This window comes from Thiothrix fructosivorans, assembly GCF_017349355.1.
GTDB lineage: Bacteria > Pseudomonadota > Gammaproteobacteria > Thiotrichales > Thiotrichaceae > Thiothrix > Thiothrix fructosivorans.
Map to the genome: position 1 here is coordinate 1,267,664 of NZ_JAFMPM010000008.1, position 17,588 is coordinate 1,285,251.

General features: G+C 51.1%; 16 protein-coding genes. 9 read left to right on the forward strand and 7 right to left on the reverse strand.

The window, feature by feature from the left end:
- Window positions 1-3: 3 nt before the first annotated feature.
- Both hisC and J1836_RS20275 read left to right on the forward strand, forming a co-directional pair.
- Window positions 4-1,155: a histidinol-phosphate transaminase gene (gene hisC, locus J1836_RS20270; protein WP_207252952.1), complete on the forward strand. Its 1,152-nt coding sequence runs from the start codon at window positions 4-6 to the stop codon at window positions 1,153-1,155.
- Between the two features lie 60 nt (window positions 1,156-1,215).
- Window positions 1,216-1,791 (forward strand): hypothetical protein, encoded by a 576-nt coding sequence (locus J1836_RS20275; RefSeq protein WP_207252953.1) that lies wholly within the window; start codon window positions 1,216-1,218, stop codon window positions 1,789-1,791.
- Between the two features lie 4 nt (window positions 1,792-1,795).
- Here the strand turns inward: J1836_RS20275 and J1836_RS20280 are convergent, their stop codons facing one another.
- Window positions 1,796-2,683, reverse strand: coding sequence for a DMT family transporter (locus J1836_RS20280; RefSeq protein WP_207252954.1), 888 nt, complete (start codon window positions 2,681-2,683; stop codon window positions 1,796-1,798).
- Between the two features lie 131 nt (window positions 2,684-2,814).
- Here J1836_RS20280 and J1836_RS20285 point away from each other — a divergent pair, with 131 nt between their 5' ends.
- Both J1836_RS20285 and J1836_RS20290 read left to right on the forward strand, forming a co-directional pair.
- Entirely contained in the window at window positions 2,815-4,548 is a 1,734-nt protein-coding gene (locus tag J1836_RS20285) for an AMP-binding protein (RefSeq protein ID WP_207252955.1), read from the forward strand.
- Window positions 4,545-5,912, forward strand: coding sequence for a beta-eliminating lyase-related protein (locus J1836_RS20290; RefSeq protein ID WP_207252956.1), 1,368 nt, complete (start codon window positions 4,545-4,547; stop codon window positions 5,910-5,912). Before J1836_RS20285 ends, J1836_RS20290 begins: the two co-directional genes overlap by 4 nt.
- 33 nt (window positions 5,913-5,945) lie before the next feature.
- Here the strand turns inward: J1836_RS20290 and J1836_RS20295 are convergent, their stop codons facing one another.
- On the reverse strand, window positions 5,946-6,965 hold the full coding sequence (locus J1836_RS20295; protein WP_207252957.1) for an NAD(P)H-dependent glycerol-3-phosphate dehydrogenase: 1,020 nt from the start codon (window positions 6,963-6,965) through the stop codon (window positions 5,946-5,948).
- Between the two features lie 168 nt (window positions 6,966-7,133).
- Between J1836_RS20295 and J1836_RS20300 the strand changes: the two genes are divergently transcribed.
- Window positions 7,134-7,385, forward strand: coding sequence for a hypothetical protein (locus tag J1836_RS20300; RefSeq protein WP_207252958.1), 252 nt, complete (start codon window positions 7,134-7,136; stop codon window positions 7,383-7,385).
- Between the two features lie 18 nt (window positions 7,386-7,403).
- Here the strand turns inward: J1836_RS20300 and J1836_RS20305 are convergent, their stop codons facing one another.
- Window positions 7,404-7,886 (reverse strand): YcjF family protein, encoded by a 483-nt coding sequence (locus J1836_RS20305; protein ID WP_207252959.1) that lies wholly within the window; start codon window positions 7,884-7,886, stop codon window positions 7,404-7,406.
- Window positions 7,879-9,738, reverse strand: coding sequence for a TAXI family TRAP transporter solute-binding subunit (locus J1836_RS20310; RefSeq protein WP_207252960.1), 1,860 nt, complete (start codon window positions 9,736-9,738; stop codon window positions 7,879-7,881). The genes J1836_RS20305 and J1836_RS20310 overlap by 8 nt, the downstream gene beginning before the upstream one ends.
- Before the next feature lie 212 nt (window positions 9,739-9,950).
- Here J1836_RS20310 and J1836_RS20315 point away from each other — a divergent pair, with 212 nt between their 5' ends.
- The 4 genes from J1836_RS20315 (at window position 9,951) to J1836_RS20330 (ending at window position 13,140) form a co-directional block, all read left to right on the forward strand.
- Window positions 9,951-10,823 carry a YcjF family protein gene (locus J1836_RS20315; RefSeq protein WP_207252961.1) on the forward strand — a complete coding sequence of 291 codons (873 nt, stop codon included), beginning with the start codon at window positions 9,951-9,953 and terminating at the stop codon, window positions 10,821-10,823.
- A gap of 32 nt (window positions 10,824-10,855) precedes the next feature.
- On the forward strand, window positions 10,856-11,431 hold the full coding sequence (locus tag J1836_RS20320) for an alpha/beta hydrolase family protein (protein WP_207252962.1): 576 nt from the start codon (window positions 10,856-10,858) through the stop codon (window positions 11,429-11,431).
- The gene (locus J1836_RS20325) at window positions 11,431-12,192 is read left to right on the forward strand and encodes a P-type ATPase actuator domain-containing protein (protein WP_207252963.1); all 762 of its coding nucleotides are present in this window, start codon (window positions 11,431-11,433) and stop codon (window positions 12,190-12,192) included. The genes J1836_RS20320 and J1836_RS20325 overlap by 1 nt, the downstream gene beginning before the upstream one ends.
- A gap of 243 nt (window positions 12,193-12,435) precedes the next feature.
- Window positions 12,436-13,140, forward strand: coding sequence for a response regulator transcription factor (locus tag J1836_RS20330; RefSeq protein WP_207252964.1), 705 nt, complete (start codon window positions 12,436-12,438; stop codon window positions 13,138-13,140).
- Here the strand turns inward: J1836_RS20330 and tnpC are convergent, their stop codons facing one another.
- From tnpC to J1836_RS20345, 3 genes are all read right to left on the reverse strand, one after another.
- Window positions 13,141-14,718, reverse strand: a complete 1,578-nt coding sequence (gene tnpC, locus J1836_RS20335) for an IS66 family transposase (RefSeq protein ID WP_242632653.1) — start codon at window positions 14,716-14,718, stop codon at window positions 13,141-13,143.
- A gap of 353 nt (window positions 14,719-15,071) precedes the next feature.
- Entirely contained in the window at window positions 15,072-15,887 is an 816-nt protein-coding gene (locus J1836_RS20340; protein WP_207252965.1) for a 4'-phosphopantetheinyl transferase family protein, read from the reverse strand.
- Window positions 15,839-17,578, reverse strand: coding sequence for a hypothetical protein (locus J1836_RS20345; RefSeq protein WP_207252966.1), 1,740 nt, complete (start codon window positions 17,576-17,578; stop codon window positions 15,839-15,841). The genes J1836_RS20340 and J1836_RS20345 overlap by 49 nt, the downstream gene beginning before the upstream one ends.
- Window positions 17,579-17,588: the final 10 nt, after the last annotated feature.

Here is a 17,588-nt window from a genome sequence, read left to right on the forward strand (position 1 = left end):
ACCATGCAACCGATTAATTTTATGCAGCGTGCTGTTAGCAGCGTGCAAACACTGCAACCCTACCAACCCGGCAAGCCTATCGAAGAAGTGGAGCGCGAACTGGGCATAACCAATATCCTCAAACTGGCCTCCAACGAAAACCCGCTGGGTACTAGCCCCAAGGCACAAGCAGCACTCGCCAACCCCTTGCAAACGTTGGAACTTTATCCCGATGACAGCGGTTATAGCCTCAAACAGGCAATTGCCGACAAGTTTGGTCTGCAACGCAACCAAATTACCTTGGGCAATGGTTCTAACCAAGTGCTAGACACCATTGCCCGCGCTTTTCTCGACCACAATCGGGCAGCGGTATTTTCGCAATACGCTTTCGCTGCGTATCCACTTGTCACCAAGATGGTCGGGGCGGCATTGCAGGTTGCCAAAGCCAATCCAGCCGATCACCCGACCATGCCTTACGGTCACAATCTGGCGAACTTGCTGGCACGGATAGATGCCAAAACGCATGTGGTCTTTATCGCCAATCCGAACAACCCCACCGGAACATGGCTGGAAAAGGCGGAGCTACACGCTTTCCTGCAACAAGTCCCGCCGGAAGTGATTGTGGTGATCGACGAAGCCTATACCGAATACGTACAGGATGCGGATTTCCCCAATGCGCTGACATGGTTGGATGAATTCCCGAATCTGATTGTGACGCGCACGTTCTCCAAAATTTACGGGCTGGCAGGATTACGGGTTGGCTACGCGGTTTCAAGCCCGGAAGTGGCGGACATACTCAACCGGATGCACTTGCCGTTTTGTGTGAATTCGCTGGCATTGGCGGCGGCACAAGCAGCACTGGCGGATGATGACTTCCTGCAACACAGTGTCACCACGAACAGCATTGGCTTGCAGCAATGGTTTGCGGCTTGTGTTAACAATGGTTGGGAATACATCCCCAGCGTGGGAAACTTCATTACGATTGATTGTAAACGCCCCGCCATGCCCTTGTACCACGCCATGCTGCGCGAAGGTGTGATTGTGCGCCCGATTGGGGGTTATGGTTTGCCGCAGCACTTGCGTATTACCGTTGGTACGGAAGCACAAAACAGCCGCTGCATTGAGGTGTTGCAAACGCAACTGCGCGAACCTTACCTTGACCAAGGAATATTGTAGACAACACCCATGGCTTGTATTTTTTGACCTTCTACTTTTTATCCATCAACACATGAGAGTATGGCGATGAACAATGAAGTGACTAAAGCAGAAAGCGAACTTGCTGAGACATCCGTTGCTGAAAATAAACTCAAGGTGGGAGAGGTTGCGGCTGCATCGGGTGCTGTAGTGAGTGCGGGTGGTATTGCCGCAGGCATTGCCGGTGCTTGCGCTACCGGCGGTTGTGCAATTATGTCGGCAGGTAGTTTTGTCGGTGGTTCGGCAGCCGCAGGCCCGGTGGTCATGGCTGGCGCACCTGCCTATTTGGGCGCAAAAGCCATTAACCACTACGCTTTCAAAGACGAAATAACGCTTGAGCCTGAAGAAGCTCAAGCCCGCGAAGCGGCACGTAAAGCCACCAATATCGGTGCATTGGTTGGTGTGGGTGCAACCGCAGCCATCACCGTTAGCAATGGCTTCAGGACGGCAGCGGTCATGACCAAATTGGCGGCTATCGGCGGAATGCTGGGTGGTAGCGCGGTCACGGGGGGTGTGATGTTGGCGTTGATACCGATTGCCACGGCGGGTATTGTCGGAGCTGGGGTCTATTACGCTAAGAAAAAGCTCACGCAACCAGCGCCACTTGCTGCGGCATAATCCGCTAGGTTTTTTTGCCGAGCAAACTCACGCCGGAGATGACCAGTAGCATTCCGGCGAGATGCTGCCAGCCAAAAGCCTCATCCAGTAACATGACGGACAGCAAAACGGTGATTACTGGGCCGAATGTTCCGACAATGCTGGTGCGTCCTGCACCGATGCGATGAATCGCTTCACTTAGCATAAAACTGGGTATCACGGTGCTGACAATGCCTAATAAAACTGCGTAAAACCATGCAGTAGGGCTGACGAGCAAATCACTGAATGCGTGAGTGAAGGCAAAATGTACGGTGATGCACACCGTAGATGTCAACATGACAAGGCTGGTAAATAACGCGCTGCCAAATTTGCCAATCAAGCGTTTGCTTAGTACTACATAGAATGCAAACACCAATGCAGCCCCAGCGACTAAGGTTATCCCCACATTGACTTGGCTACCGCCGAGTTGGTTTGCCTCATAAGCATACAGCAGCAATACACCGCAGTACGTCAACACCAACGCCATGATAATACGCGGTGTCACGGCTTCACGCAGGAGCAACCACCCCAACAGCGTTGTCATGATTGGATAGGTGTAGAGCGTCAGACGTGCCAGTTGCGCTGAAATATAGTTCAGACTTTGCATGTCCATCCACGATGCAAGGTAATACCCGATAAACCCCAGTCCCATGATACTGGCAAGTTCACGCCCTGACGGCAGGGTTAAGCTGGTCTGGCGCAATGCCCATATCAACGCGCTTAGGTAAAAGGGTAAGGACACCAACATGCGCAAGCTCAGTAAGGTCACAGTGTCCACACCTTGTGTGTAAGCCAGTTTGATAAAAATGGCTTTGAACGAAAACAAAGCGGTACTGACAATGGCTAGCCATAGGCCTGTCTGGAAGTGTTGCATGGGGTTGTTTGCCACAGAATTGTTAAGAAATGTTAAGCAGTATGGGTGGTGATGAATTTTTTTTCTATACTCGACCGCTCAATACCCCAATCCCTATCCAGACCCCTATCAGTAAAACAGAGGTTAATACGATGAAATACAGTGTTTTTCACTATGGAAAACCCAGTTGTGCCGTGATGCACACCCTGCCACACATCCTGTATCAGCGTTCCAAGGATTTGACAACAACACCCTGTATTTATGTCGATGGTAAACCTGTTTTATCTTGGGCAGAGTATGCCGATGCCGCTTTCGGGATTGCTTTAGGGTTGCGTGCACTTGATATCAAACCGGGTCAGCGTGTGGCGATGTTATGCGAAAACTCAGCAGATTGGGCGAAAGTGCAACTCGGCATTTACGCGGCGGGCATGATCAGTGTGCCGATACTGCCTTCCAGTTCCGACAATATGATTGAACGTATTATCAAAATGGCAGAGCCACAAGCCCTGTTGGTGGATGCGGTGCAAATGTCGCGTGTTATTGCGATGCGGGAAAAAGGTGTGACCTCCGCCCCGCTGTTTTGCCTGAATGGCTCACAGCCCGGTGTGTTGGGGCTGGCGGATCTGTACCAGAAACCTACCGATGCGCAGATGCAGCAATTGCTGAGCGAGATTAATGAGAAAACGCCTTGCCTGATTTCTTACACCTCCGGTTCTACAGGCGACCCCAAAGGCGTGTACAAAAATCACCTCATTACCACGGTTAACCACGGCCCTTGCGATGTCAACGGTCAACTAGTACCCGCGCAACCAGAGCAAATGGCTGGCATTATCCTCAGCCTGAACCACGGCATGGGGCAGGGGCTGTTCTATCGCGCACTGGCGCAAGGCTATTCTATCGGTCTTACTGAACGCCCTGAGCCAGAAATCAGTCTGGCGCATTTAGCGGCAATGGCTCCGACCATCATTTGGGTCGTACCACGGGTGATCAAGCGGCTGGTGGCGGAATTTGATGAACAGCACCCTGAATGGTTACAGGAATGGGAAGCCCAATATGCCGCAGGCAAACGGCGCGGCAGCCCAGAAATGGCAAGCCTGCACCAGCGTATGCAAGCGGCATTCGGCGGGCGTTTGCTACAAATCCATTCTTCGGGTTCGCAGACACCGCCTGCCTTGTTCAAACGCTGTACCGAAATCGGGCTGGAACTGTGGGAGTTCTACGGCGTTACCGAAACTGGCATTGTGTCAGAAGGCAGCCCATCGGGTGTACCGGGAATGACCGGGATGCCTGTGCCGGGCATCGAATTGCGCTTTGAAGACGACGGTGAGTTACTGGTACGCGGCCCTGGTATTTCATTGGGGTACTACCAGAATGAAGCCGCTACCCATGAGATGATTGATGCGGACGGTTGGTGCAAAACCGGCGATTTCGTGGTTTTCAAACCAGAAGGTCTGCATATTGCTGGGCGCAAGAAGGACATTTTCAATACATCCGAAGGTTCTAATATCTACCCAACCCGCATTGAAGGCATTCTGGAAGAGTTGCCATTGGTAGCAGAAGCCGTGTTGTTGGGCGATCGTCGTCCATTCATTGCTGCGCTGATTGTGCCGGATGTCAGCAAGGCTGTGCAGGAACTGGGTCGGGAACTCACCGAGGCCGATTATGCTGAAGGTGGTGAGTTGCATCAGGTATTGATGCGTAGCATTGCACGGATCAATGACGGGCTAGAACCTTACGAATGCATCCACAAGATTGTTCTGCTGCAAACCCCGTTCCTGCCAACCGTCCGTTCACAGGTGGGCGGTATCAGTAAGACCCGCGTGCGCCGCGATCTGGTTGACCAGTTCTATCAAACCGACATTCAGCAGATTTACGAGGTTGTATGAGTACTACAATGAACGACGGGCTTGCGCTCGATTTTCCTATCCATTACGACATCGCAGCGGTGCGGATGTTGCGTGCCACCTCGCGTGAAGAGCGGGCGGCGGCGCTGGCAGCGTGTTGTTACAATACTGGCAACCTGCCAGCGGACGTGATCTATGTCGACTTGCAAAGCGACGGCGGTATGGGTGCTGTCGGAATCGAACAACTGGCGGCAGTCGTAGGCGATGCTCCTTCATCAACTTCGCTGGAATCACTGGGAGCGGCAGACCCGGAGTACGGTGCGCTGCTGGCAGGCGTGACTGAACTGACGGGTTATCCGCACGTAGTGGCGTTCAACAGTGGCAGGCAATCGGAAGCCGCCTTGTTACGGGCTATCCTGAAACCGGGTGTGAAAGTGTGCGGCAATATGCTGTTCCCGACCACCCGCTATTACGTCAGGACGCTGGGCGCAGAACTGGTGGATGTGATTAACGAACGCACCTATGCGCTGGATGACCCGTATCCGTTCAAGGGCGAGGTCGACTTGGACAAGCTGGCGGATACGCTGGGGCAAGCAACTCCAGTGGCTTGTGTATTGGTTGAAACGGCTGTCAATGGCAGTGGCGGACACCCGATTTCCCTAGCCAACCTTCAAGCCGCTTACGCTTTGTGCCAACAGCACGATGTGCCGCTGTATCTGGATGCTTCACGCATACTGGAAAATGCTTACCTGATCCAGCAGCGCGAATCCGGTCAGCAAGCGCGTCGTGTTACGGAGATTGTCGGTGATTTATGCAATGCTTCTTCCGGCTTGTGGGCGAGTGCTGCTAAAGATTTTGGCGTGTTGGAAGGTGGTTTGGTTGGCTTGCGGGATGAGGTGCTTTACCATCGGTTGCGCACGGTGTCTATGCTGGAATGCGTTTCCAACCGCACGATTCGCGAGATAGCGGCGGGCTTCCGCGAAGGTTGGCAGCGTGATGGGCATTTGCATGACCGTGCGGCGGGTGTGCAGCAGTTGTGGCAAGGTCTGCAAGCAGCGGGCATTCCGCTGGTGCATCCCTCCGGCGCACATGCAGCATTCGTGGATGTGAAAAGCTTTTTCGGCACGGGCGACGGCGTGAATCTGGGTGAATCGCTGGCGGCTTACATCTACCTCATTTCTGGCGTGCGTGTGACCAAAGGACCGCGTTTATCAGATGGGCAACAGGCGCGTGGACAGGAACTGATGCGTCTGACTGTGCCTGCGCGGCGTTACTTGCCTGCGCACATTGAGCATGTGGTGCAGGCGTTCAAACTGGCGTTTGCCAATCGTGAACAGATTCCACGTCTGACCAAGCTGGAGGCAAGCTCCAGTTGGATGTTTGAAGCAGCGCGTTTCGCGCTGTAAACAAGACTGTAAACGCATGTTGCGGCTGCCGGGTTAATGCCCGGCAGTGTTGCGTTTGAAGGCTGCTTCGATGAATTCTTCTTTGCTGACAGGGCGGGTACTGAAGGCGAGCGCATGGGCAGCTTCCAGCAATGGCATGGGTTGCTCATACTGGTTTGCCAGTTCTAGCCCGACACGCAGTGACTCCACCCCTTCAGCCATTTCGCCACGCGCCTTGATCGGGGCTAATGCCTCTTCCAGTGTCATTCCTTGACCCATTTGCACAGCGATTTGGTAGTTGAGGGCAAACTCGCTGGTGCATACCAGAAAAATGTCGGCGATGCCTGCAACCCCATACAACGGTTTGCTGTCTAGCCCCATTTTGGTTAGGAGCTGGTCGAGTTCTTTCATGCCTTCTGCGGCAACTAACCCTTGGAAATTCGTGCCTAAACCTAAGCCTTGCACCATACCGACTTCCATGCCGACGATATTTTTCAAGCCACTGAGATATTCATAGGATGCCAGATCGGCTACGGTATTGACGTTAATGGTTGGCGAGGTAAATGCTTGCCAGCCATGCTGACGCATTTGGGCTGAATCCGAGGCAATCACCAAAGTCGTGGGCAAGCCTTTGACCATATAGGCTTGCATGTTGGGGCCTGAAATTGTTCCCAGATGTTCTGTTTGGCACTCTTCGCGCAAAACATGCGTCATCAGCTTGGTATTAGTCGGTTCAAAGCCTTTGGTCGAAGATAAAACCGATTGAGCAGGATGTATCAGCGCACCAAGCTGTTGTGCGGCTGCCCGCATCGCATGGGAAGGGACTGCCATCACAACTAGATCTGCTTTAGGGATTTCATCTGCAATATTCATCGACGCACGCACAGCAGGATGGATCGGCGCACCCTTGAAATAGGTCGGGTGGCAATGCTGGGTATTGATGCTTTCCTGCACGGTTGCGTCTTGTGTTAACAAGGTACAAGTATGTCCAGCCGAGGCAATCAGGTGGGATAAGGCAGTACCCATTGTCGTACTGCCAAAGACAGCAACGCGCAGTGTCTTGTTGTTTTTCATGTTGGAACTCGGTTCGGGGTTGAGATTGGTAATGGTATAGGTTTATTTTTCAGCCTATTGGTTAAGGGTAAAACTGTCAATGCTGAAAAGTGGCACTTAACATTTCTTAACATTACGGGTACATTTTAACCGTTATACTCACAATCTTTAAAATCAAGGAGAATACTTATGTTTCCAGTAGCTTTTGTAGTGGGCGCGGCGGTTGGTGCTACCAGCACGTATGTCTATAAAGATGAACCAGCTAAGCAATGGGTGCAGGACACCAGCAAGAAACTGAAAGAGGCTGCCGTTTCTTTCATGGATTCCATGAAAAAGAAACCGGAAGAGCCAGCAGAAGCCAGTGTTGAGGCTGCTGCTACTGCGCAAACAGTTGAAGGCACGGTCGTTGTGGACAAAATGGAAGAGGCTACCAAGTCTTAAGCGTCTGCTGCTGGGGCTTCAACGTGAAGTTCCCGTCAGCTTGTTCTTGAGTGTTGTTTGCTGTCGAACGCCTTGGTTCAACTCGGCAACGAATGTACCTTTGGCTTTGTCTGGGTCAAAGTTTTCCAGTGTTCCGCCTTGTTCAAAATGTTGTTGGAATACCCTGCCTACCGCATAAGTGGATGCCCCGCCTAATGCTGCGGTGGTTGCTCCCCCCGCTAATGTGCCGATCCCCGGAATCAGTTTGAGAAAACTGCCGACCAGTGGCGTGGCTGCTTTGGGTGCCAGGCCCGTCATGAGGGTGGCGATCCATGCTTTCGCCAGATTTTTGGAAAACGGCACACTGTACAGTTTGGAGAGTCGCATCAGCATGACCCGTTGTACCCCGATCAGTCCTAAAGTATCCAGTAGGGGGATGGGGATGAATCCGGTCAGGCTTGAGCCAAACGCATAATCTTTAATAAGTTGTTCGGCTTGTTGCGCCCGTTGTTGCTTATTCATAGTGTGTTTGTAAATCCGTGCGGAAGGCGTTGGTTTGTTGCTTAGTATCGAAGTTTTCTAGCGTGCCGCCTGCCTCGAAATGGCGGATAAAGATGTTGCCCGTGGCGTAAATGACTGCACCTGACAGGGCGGATAAGCTGGCTCCACCGCTGAGCGTCCCAATGCCGGGTATTAGTTTGGTCAGGCTGCTTAAGCCGATGATAGTGGTCGTAGGCAGGGTACTGCTGAGTAGGGAGAATAGTTTGGCTTTCGCCAGCTTTTTATCGAAACCGACGGCATAGTGCTGGCTGAGTTTGTCCAGCAAGTGCAACTGGGTGCTGGTTAAGGCTGCCACATCCAGCAGGGGGATGGGGATGGCACTCATCGCAGCACCTGCCAACAGGTGTTTTCTGACAATCCGCTGTGCGTGTTGGCGGCGTTCGGTATGGATAGCTGCCAAATCGGAGAGGGTAGGTATTGCCTCTGGCGGTGATTCGGCGGTATGGGTTGTTTCTAGAATGCTGTTTACTTGTTCCATTACCGGTTCTTTAGGCGGAACTAGCACGGGTTCTGGTTGTGCAATCACCGGAACAGTTGCCACCGTGTCACCCAGCAAAAGGATGTGTCGTTCTTTCAGCCGCATCAGTATATGGTCGGCATGGGTACGCAGTTGATAAAACTCCGGCATGTGTGCCAGTGGTACGGAAACCGTATTCGCCAGTTCGCCATGTAAGTTGTGTAGGCGGGCAATTTCCTGTTCGGTGGCGGGTAAATCAAGGCTGTCCAGTTTGCGGTCGAGCTGGCTCAGGGTTTTATACCAAGGGTAAATGCGTGACCGGATACGCCATTGGTACAAGGGCATAATACCTTTACTGAGTGGGATCAGTAGGGTAAGCAACGGAATCAGCATGATTTTGAGTTGATCTAGCCGCGATGCAAGCCAGAAGGGGAAGATTTTTTCCAGCCAAGACGGACCTTGCTGGAGGTATTGTTCGGCAGTCGGATGGATGGGGATTTCCAGATGGTCAATAGAAGGGAACTCGCGGGGCTTTTCCAGGAGACCTTGTTGGCTATGGATTTTGTGGGCTTCTCGACTGAAGAGGCGCACATGTTCAGGGTGAATATCCTTGCCCGCTACCAATGTCGCAGCGGTGGTCAGCATCGTTACATTGTGGTCAGGCAAGTTATTTTTCAGGTCGATGATGCCTTCGCCCAACGTTAGAGCATTCAGAAAGGGGTAATGACTGGTGTACGTAATACTTTGCCGCTGGAAATCCATCAAGGCGATGTCAGGTGAGCTGATGAGTTTGGAGACGATAGCTGCGTTGGGAAGCGTCATGATGAATAGTGCATCTATTTCACCGGCGAGCAGTTTGGTTTCAGCTTCATCCATGAGCAGGGGTTGCAAGCTGCTGTTATCCTTCGTAATGTCATTGTCGGTCAGCAATTGCGAGACGAGGACTTGCGTGCCGCTACCTTGTTTGCCAATCGACAAGCGTTTGCCACGCAAGGCATTCAGGTGGCTGATGTCACCCAATTCTTTGCGGTAGAATACCCATAAAGGTTCATAAAACAGGCTGGCAATGGAGTGTAAACCCTGTTCGGCGGCATCCGGCAGGGTGCTGTGGGCAACACCGCCTTGCACCAAGGCTAAATCTGCTTTCCCCTCTTTAACTATTTGCAAGGCTTCGACTGAACCCGCCACGGAAACAATCTCAAGGCTGAGACCTTCCGCTTGAACATTTTGCTGATAACGTTTAGCGTAATCGTAATACGCGCCGCTCGTACCGCCTACGGCAATCTTCAAGGTGTTGGCGGCTGATGTGGGCACGAATTGCCACGCCACATAAAACCCGATTACCAGTATTACCATCAGGGGTAGCCAGATTTTGCAGAACTCACATGTGAACTTGAACTTCAGTTTTAGCTTCTTCATGGTATTAGATGGGTTTTGAAGGATTTGCGCATAACTTTAGCACTTTCATTGAGAAAGAAATGTTAAGAAATGTTGCGTTATGTTTCCTTGAGGTATTGTCGATGATTTAATGAGCATAATAATGCCACTTGAGATGTGAGGGATTTCCAATGCCTGAGGATCGTATCAACATCAGTACACATCGTACTGTTCAGTCAAATAAAACCGCGTTGTCACGGCAAGTCAAGGAACAAACGCAACTGATTGGTGAACTAACCGCCATGATCCAGCAAAAGGAACAGGAATTGGCGGAATGGAACGGTCAGTCACATTTGATTGGTGAACTCACCAACAAACTTCAGGAAACTGAAACAGCCATGAGCGTCGTCCACCAGCAACTTCAGTCTAAAACGCATCTGGTTAACGACCTGACCAACCAATTAAAGACACAGGAACAGCACATGCGTACTGCCGCTGAACACGCTCAATTGATTGACGACTTGACCACTAAACTTCAGGAAGTGGAAATCAAGCTAGCCGCCGCTTCACTGCAAGGTAAACATATTAGTGCGCAAAATACGGTGAAAACGCACATGGTTTCGGGTATGGCGCTGGGTTTGTTACCAGCCCCCTTGTTTGACATTATGGCGTTGAGTGGTGTGCAGCTTAACCTATTACGTAGTTTATGCAGGCATTATGCGGTGGATTTTGATGAGCAGATTGGCAAAGGCATGGTGTCGGCATTGGTCAGTGGTTCTCTGCCTGTGCTTACCGTGTTGGGGTTGAGCAGCTTCGCTAAACTCATTCCCGGTATTGGTACAGTGGGTGGTGGTCTCAGTATGACGGTGCTGGCAGGTGCAACCCTTTATGCGACCGGACAAGTGTTCATCCGTCATTTTGAGGCGGGTGGTACGTTACAGGACTTTGACGGCAAGCATTGGCAGGCATTCTTCAAACAACAATTGGAAGAAGGCAAGGCGTTTGTCAGGAGCAAGCAGTTTGGCACAGAACCCAACAGCCGTTCTGCCACCACCGTTAACTAAACCGTTGTCATGATCAATAGGGGATAATCATTGTGCGTGGATTGACCGAGCCAAGGTCGAGGCTAGAACCATTCTTCATTGAATACAACAGTACCTATCTGCATGGGGATCTGTTGCCCAAAGGGAATCAAGAACCACCAGAAGTGCTTTGTCTTTATGGAGGCGGGAAAGAAAGGCGCAGCAGTTTTTTGCTCTTACGGCATGTTTTGTTTGAGAAACATTCAATCTCATCCTGTGCGTTTGATTTCTATGAGGAATCACTCGATCCGTATCGACAAGAATACTTGAATCAGGCGACCGATATTATTGATGCCTGTTTTGATTCCCAGCCATTTAGTGTTGTAGCGGCAGACTTGAATGCTGAAGTGGCGTTACAATTGGCTAAACTATTCCCAGTACGTCAGCTGATTTTGCTGAATCCGCCAGCGGGTTGCCATGAAGCAAGGGAAACACCTTGTCAGGCCGTGGCGATGCCAGTTGAATCAACACAAACATTGGCTTACCTGAATACTAACCCTACCTTGTTGTTGAAGGTCGCTCAGATGGTTAAGAATACCTTGCAGGGTGATGGTAGCCATGTGAGATGCAATTATAAGGAGTACGGCTAATGATCCACCTACCTTTTCTTCTCCCTTTGCTAGCAGCGGGGGTCGTTCGAGCCATGTGGCGTGAGCATCAGCAGGGTAAAGTATTTGTAAATTCACCCTTAGGTTTGCCTGATCCGACGACGGGTACAGCACAGGCAACATTGCCCACACATCAAGCGGACAAGGCATTCGATGATGTTGGCGAGTTGCATCATTACCAAAAGGTTGCTTGGTACAGTCTGGCATTTGCTGCGTCTGGTTCATGGTTTTATCCACCCGCTACTTTGCTGAGTATTCCTTTGTTGGGATACAACGCTTATCACTTTACTAAGCTCATTCGGCATACGGATGCGGCTGGGCGCAAGTCACCCATGACTGTTTTTGAAAGTATCGCTTTGGCAGGTTCATTGGTGACAGGGCAGGCAACCACAGCATCGGTCATGTTTTTGTTGATATTTGGTTCGCGTAAGCTGCTATTGCAGGCGGGTAATATCGCTGATATTGGTCTTTCCCGTACCATGGATCCGCGCTTTGCCAAAATGTGGATTTTACGGGATGGTGCAGAAATTGAAGCATCACTACGCGAGATACAGGAAGGCGATGTGGTGGTGATAAGAAACGGTGATACGGTACTGGTGGAAGGTAAAGTTTTGGAAGGTGAAGGGGTTGTCCGCCAATACAGTCTGTTAAAAAAGCCTAAATCCATCAATAAGCAAACGGGGGATAAAGTTTTTCCTTTCACCCAATTAAAATCGGGTTGTTTATATATTCAACGCGTGTAATATCCCTTTTAAATATAAGAAAATGATTGATACAGATCAATTAGTAACCATATCAATGCAGTTCTCGAATTTTCTAATAAAAAATTAGCAAAATGTGTAGTAGTATAGCGCGGTTAGTTGAAAAAAGGTCGTCATCTGATCACCTTATGAGTGTGCATACTCTATGATTGAATAGATAGTTAAGGATTCCCCACCTTGTTATTTTTATTCATACGTCCCTTCAAGTAAAAATAAAGTGCTGTTATGACTATGTTGCAAAAACATGCAATGAGAAAACTGCTGATTGTCGATGATGATGAAATTTTACAGAGTTTTTTGCAGAAATATCTGGATCGTGCACAGTATGAAACTGAGAGTCTGCTGGATGGAAGTCATTTACCCGGAGTGCTTAGTAGTGTCCGGACAGATTTGATTGTGTTGGATGTGGAATTGCCCAGCAAAGACGGTTTTTATTGGCTTAAATGGTTACGGCAATACCATCCCCACATTCCGGTCATTATGGCTTCTGTCAGAAGTAACGAACATGATCGCTTAGCGGGTCTGGAGCAAGGTGCACGCGATTATCTGGTCAAACCTTTTCAGTGTAAGGAGCTGTTGCTCAGGATTGAGAACATCCTCGGTAGTACTCAACCCAAAAGCAACAGTACGCTGCTCCGTATCGGGGAACTGGAATTGGATACTCATGCTTGTACCATCGTCAATGGGCATAAGGAGATTAAACTGACTTTGCTGGAAACCAGTATTCTTAAATTACTCTACATAAACAGTGGTGCTCCGGTCAGCCGTGATGACATCATGGCGCAGGTAAAAGGTACTAGCCATAACCCGCTTGATCGCAGTATTGATATACATATCAATAAACTGCGTAAAAAGATTGAAACTAATCCCGCAACCCCACAGTACATTCGCACAGTCAGGGGAAAAGGCTACCGTTTACATCGTAATTGATCACATCCCCACCCCTTGCGGTAAAGCGGGCAGGGCAAAGCCAGCGCGGGCAGCGGTAATAACACTGGCAAGATAAGCCAAGGCAGACTGTCCACGTTTGCGGCAAGTACCGATGATGCTGGCCAGCATGGCAAACGCACGGCTCCCCGTAGCACTCTTTGTGCCATGGTTGGTTTTGCGCAGGATCACCCAATGGCGCAACGCCCGCTCAGCCTCATTATTGGTCAAGGGAAGCCACGGGTGGTCAAGGATTCGGAAAATGGCATCCCAATCATTGATGAACTCTTTCGCCAGTGCCGCCGTCTTGTCATGGGCAGATACGGCATGGATCAAGCATAATGCCCTGAATTCCAGGAGTTTTGCCTGATGGCGTTGACGGATCACGTCGGTTTGCGTCCCCACCGTGCCGCCTGCTGCCCGCCAAGCGTAAATGTCGTCCTGTAATACCCTCAGCCAAGCGAGGGTGAAGTTGCCAAACGTCCGCCCGTCTTTGTCCAGTGATTCTGCCAGCCCACGGGCTTTGCGGATCAGGTGCGCCCAGCAACGCAAGCGTTTGGGGTGGTGGCGGTAAGCGGCATAGCCATCACTCATCAGCCAGCCCCCAAAGTGGGGGCTAATCACGTTGTCGAGCATTTCAATGGTGCGCTGCCCTACGTAGAAACAAACGCTGAGGGTGGTGACGAATGTCCATAGCCACAGGGCTTCGCCACGCTCTTTCCAAGAGGTTTCATCAATATACAGCACCCCGCCGTCAGCGGTGGCTTCTGCCAACAGCCCTTCCACCAAGGCATCTTCCAATGGAGAAGCACTCGCGGCTGCTTCCTCAAAACATTGCTGCAACACCCCGACACTTAGGGGAATGCCCAACACCTCCCGCAACAGTTCTTGTGTGCCACGCAGTGACAAGCGTGAGCGCAGCCGTAGGTGGACAATAAGTGCCGCCAGATTGCCCCCAATCAGCCGCCACTCGCCCACATCAACCTCCGGGTATAACGGGTCGGGAGCTTGGCGATGCGGGATATGGCGGCTCACATGACCGCAGGTGCATACGCTATCGTGAAGGTGGTGGCGGGTGGTGATGACGGTCAGTCCGGGGTTCCCATCCGTGCCAAACTGGATGTCCACACTGTCATAGGCGGTATAAATACGGGAGACAGCCGCATCCAGGGACCTGCCACAGGCTTCACATCGGCTGGGGTAATGGTGTTCGTCTGCATTGATGGGCGGATGCCATACCCGACCATAACCCGGTGCGCCGGGTTGTTTACCCGCTTTGCGTTTGGCTGGTTGGGCTGGCTTTGTGCCCGCCACAGCTTCTGGTTCCGGGGTTGGCTTTCCTCTGGCTGCACCCACCCCTTCTGTTTCGGGCAAAGCCACCGTTTTGGGTGACGTTTCCCACGGGAAACCGCTGCTGGGTGGTTTGGAGGAGTTGTTGGAGTTTTGGTTGATCTGTTCCCGCGCTTCTTTCAGGTCATGCAACAACTTGGTCGACAGGTGCAGCAGTTCCTCCGGCGTGAGCTTGGCAAGGTACTGGCTGTTAAGCTGTTTGAGGCTGTGGTCTTTCAGTTGTTGGGTCATCGGGGGAGTGTCGCAAATTTAGTGCGTTTGGGTAAGGGGGGACTGTTCAGTTACTTTACATCTTGCTGAGTTAACGACATAATTAAAAGCCATACTAATAGTCGGAAATAATCAAAAATGACAAACGTTGGCAGAGAAGAGGTACTGGATAGTCTGCTGGAAAACTTAGGGATGACAACTACGGTTGAATTGTTGGCATTCGCTTTGCCACATATCGGTCAGAGAAGGGATAGCTTACAGCAGCTTTTGCAAGCCGGTGATTGGGAAGGTGCTGGGCGGGTTGCCCATAAAACATTGAGTTCAGCACGTTTGTATAGCTCAAGCCAGTTTGAGACTTTATTGAGGAAAGTGAGTCAACAAGATATAGCAGTTATTGCTACAGCGGAATTCCAGACAATGTTAGATGAAGAATTTTCTTTCACGATTAAAGCGCTGGAACAATGGCTGGCTTCGGCGGCTGCCTGAACACAATAGGCAAGGCAATGGTTTGTTCCAGCCCGGTAAGCGTCAAACTGCCAGCTTTTTCCGACTTCTTCTAAACCCGGCTCACACGATAAATGCCAGCGGCTGGTCTTCCAACGGTAGAAAGCAAACTGTTGCAAGGGTAACTGTAAACCCATGCCACGCGCCTTGATATACGCTTCTTTCAAAGTCCAGTAAGTGAAAAAACGGTCGGCTTGCGCGTTTGGGCAAGGGGCAGAGAGAACATCGTTTGCCTCTAGCGGCGTTAATACATACTGGCATAAGGCAGGCAAATCACTGGGGCGTTTGATGTTTTCTACATCGACACCCACCGCCCGTCCACGCGCCACGGCACAAGCAACCATCCCCTGCGTATGCGAAAGGTTAAATTGCAGCCAATCATAGCCGGGGTTGGCAATGGCAGGCTTGCCATAGGCATTGTGATTGAACTGCCATTGTGCAGGGTTGACCGGGGCATAACGGCTCAATACTCGTCTCAGGAAAACGTGGGCAGCCACATACAAATCCCGATCTTTAGGGAAACGGAATGCCTGCGCCCGTTGGTGTTCTTCCGGGCTGAGGATGTGTTCTGCCTCTGCACCTACATACCCATCCGGCTGTAACAGATGGATATGCACCTTATCCGCGAGTGCCTGCATCAGTTGGCAACAATAGGTGTACGTTGACGGAAAGCCAGCAGCATCCATGCCGCCTGTGCCAATACCACGCTGTAGACTAGGCCGACCGCAATACCCTGTAACTGATACAGGAGCAGGGCAACATTTGGCATGGCAAACATGCCTTCCGACCCCAGCAATGCGACGCATAAACTACCCCATACTCCACCGACGCCATGAATGGCTACCAGATACGCTGCCCGCGATTGCCATGCTTGCGTCAGGAACTGTTTGCGTAACATGCTGAAAGCTAGGTTATGTATCAAGCCTGCACTGATACCGACGACCAGTGCTTCCATAAATAATAAGCTATGTGCTGATGCTGCGACCGCCACCAGCCCGGTGACAAAGCCGCCCAAGGCGCGTGCAATCATGCCTTTGCCGGTATGGAAAAAGCTGTAGTGCAGGAAAGCCACTAGACCAGCAGCAGCGGCAGCCAATACTACATTCAGCATGGTAGAACCAATCTGGTTGCCAGAAATGGGCAGGGTTCCGGTGGTAAAGCCCAACCAGCTCAACCACAAGAACAATACAGCACTGGAAGAGTAGGCAGCGTCATCGTTGGCTTTGGTAGCACTGGCCTGTTCAGTATGCTGGCGCCCCAGTTTCCAGACCAACACAAAGGCGAACCATGCTGCTACTGAATGGATAGTGGTAGAACCAGCCGCATCCATAAAACCGGCGGCCTCCAGCCAGCCTTTGTTACCGGGGATAAATTGCCCTGCCCACGCCCAATGCCCAAAAACAGGCACAAGAATGATGCCGACAAAGGCTGCCAACAAAAGGTGTGATGCGGCGGATAATTGCTTACCGATAGCGCTATAGATAATCAAGGTAGCCAACATGGTAAACCCAGCCTGATACAGAACAAATTCGGCAAAAGGAAATAGCGGCGCTTGGTTCGGGTCAGCCACGTCATTACTCAGCAGGTAGCTGGATGTACCTATCCACCCGCCAGCGGATGTGCCGAACATCAAACCAAATCCAACCAAGAAATAACCAAGAAATGCCCCCAGACAAACCAACAGGACACCCTGATGTTGGGGAGTGCCGTCTGGCAAGGGTTTGTAGTGCTCGCGGCTACTGGTTAATACATAAGCCAGTGGTGTCAGGAAAACCAGTACGATAGCCAGCAATGTCCACAGGCGATTCAGGCTCTTCATGAGTGTTGTTTGTTCTTCCTGTTTTTGATCGGCTACTTTGGTTTCAGACCCCTGTAGTGTTTCCAATTGCTTGGTCAGATCCGCAATCGTGATCAGAATCTCATACAAACGGGTGGCATTGCCTTCGATCAGGGATTTTTGCGAGTAAATGTCACTGGCATTGGTGCGTACATCCCGGCTCAGTGCCAGTAAGTCGGTTTTCAGCTTTTCAATATCAGTGGTGTTAGACGTAATGTTGTTGCGGCTGGTATCCAGCCCGGAATAGGCTTCCTTGAGCTTGGTGTCGATCTGTTCTAGACCATTCTTAATGGTATCCATGCTACTGCGGTTGAGTGTGGCATCCTCTTTGCTGTTGTCAATTTCTGTACGCAGGGATTCCAGTGTCTGTTGGATGATCTCGATGTTGTCCATGCTATTTTCGATTTTGGACTGAGCCTGTTCTTTGGAAGTGGCTGCTGCATCGGGAGTCCCCGTGCCTGATACGGGCGCAGCCGTTTGGCCTTTGATTTCAGCACTGGCAGATGGCAGGTCAGGGGCGGCTTTTTTTTCTTCGGTCAATCCGCTAAGG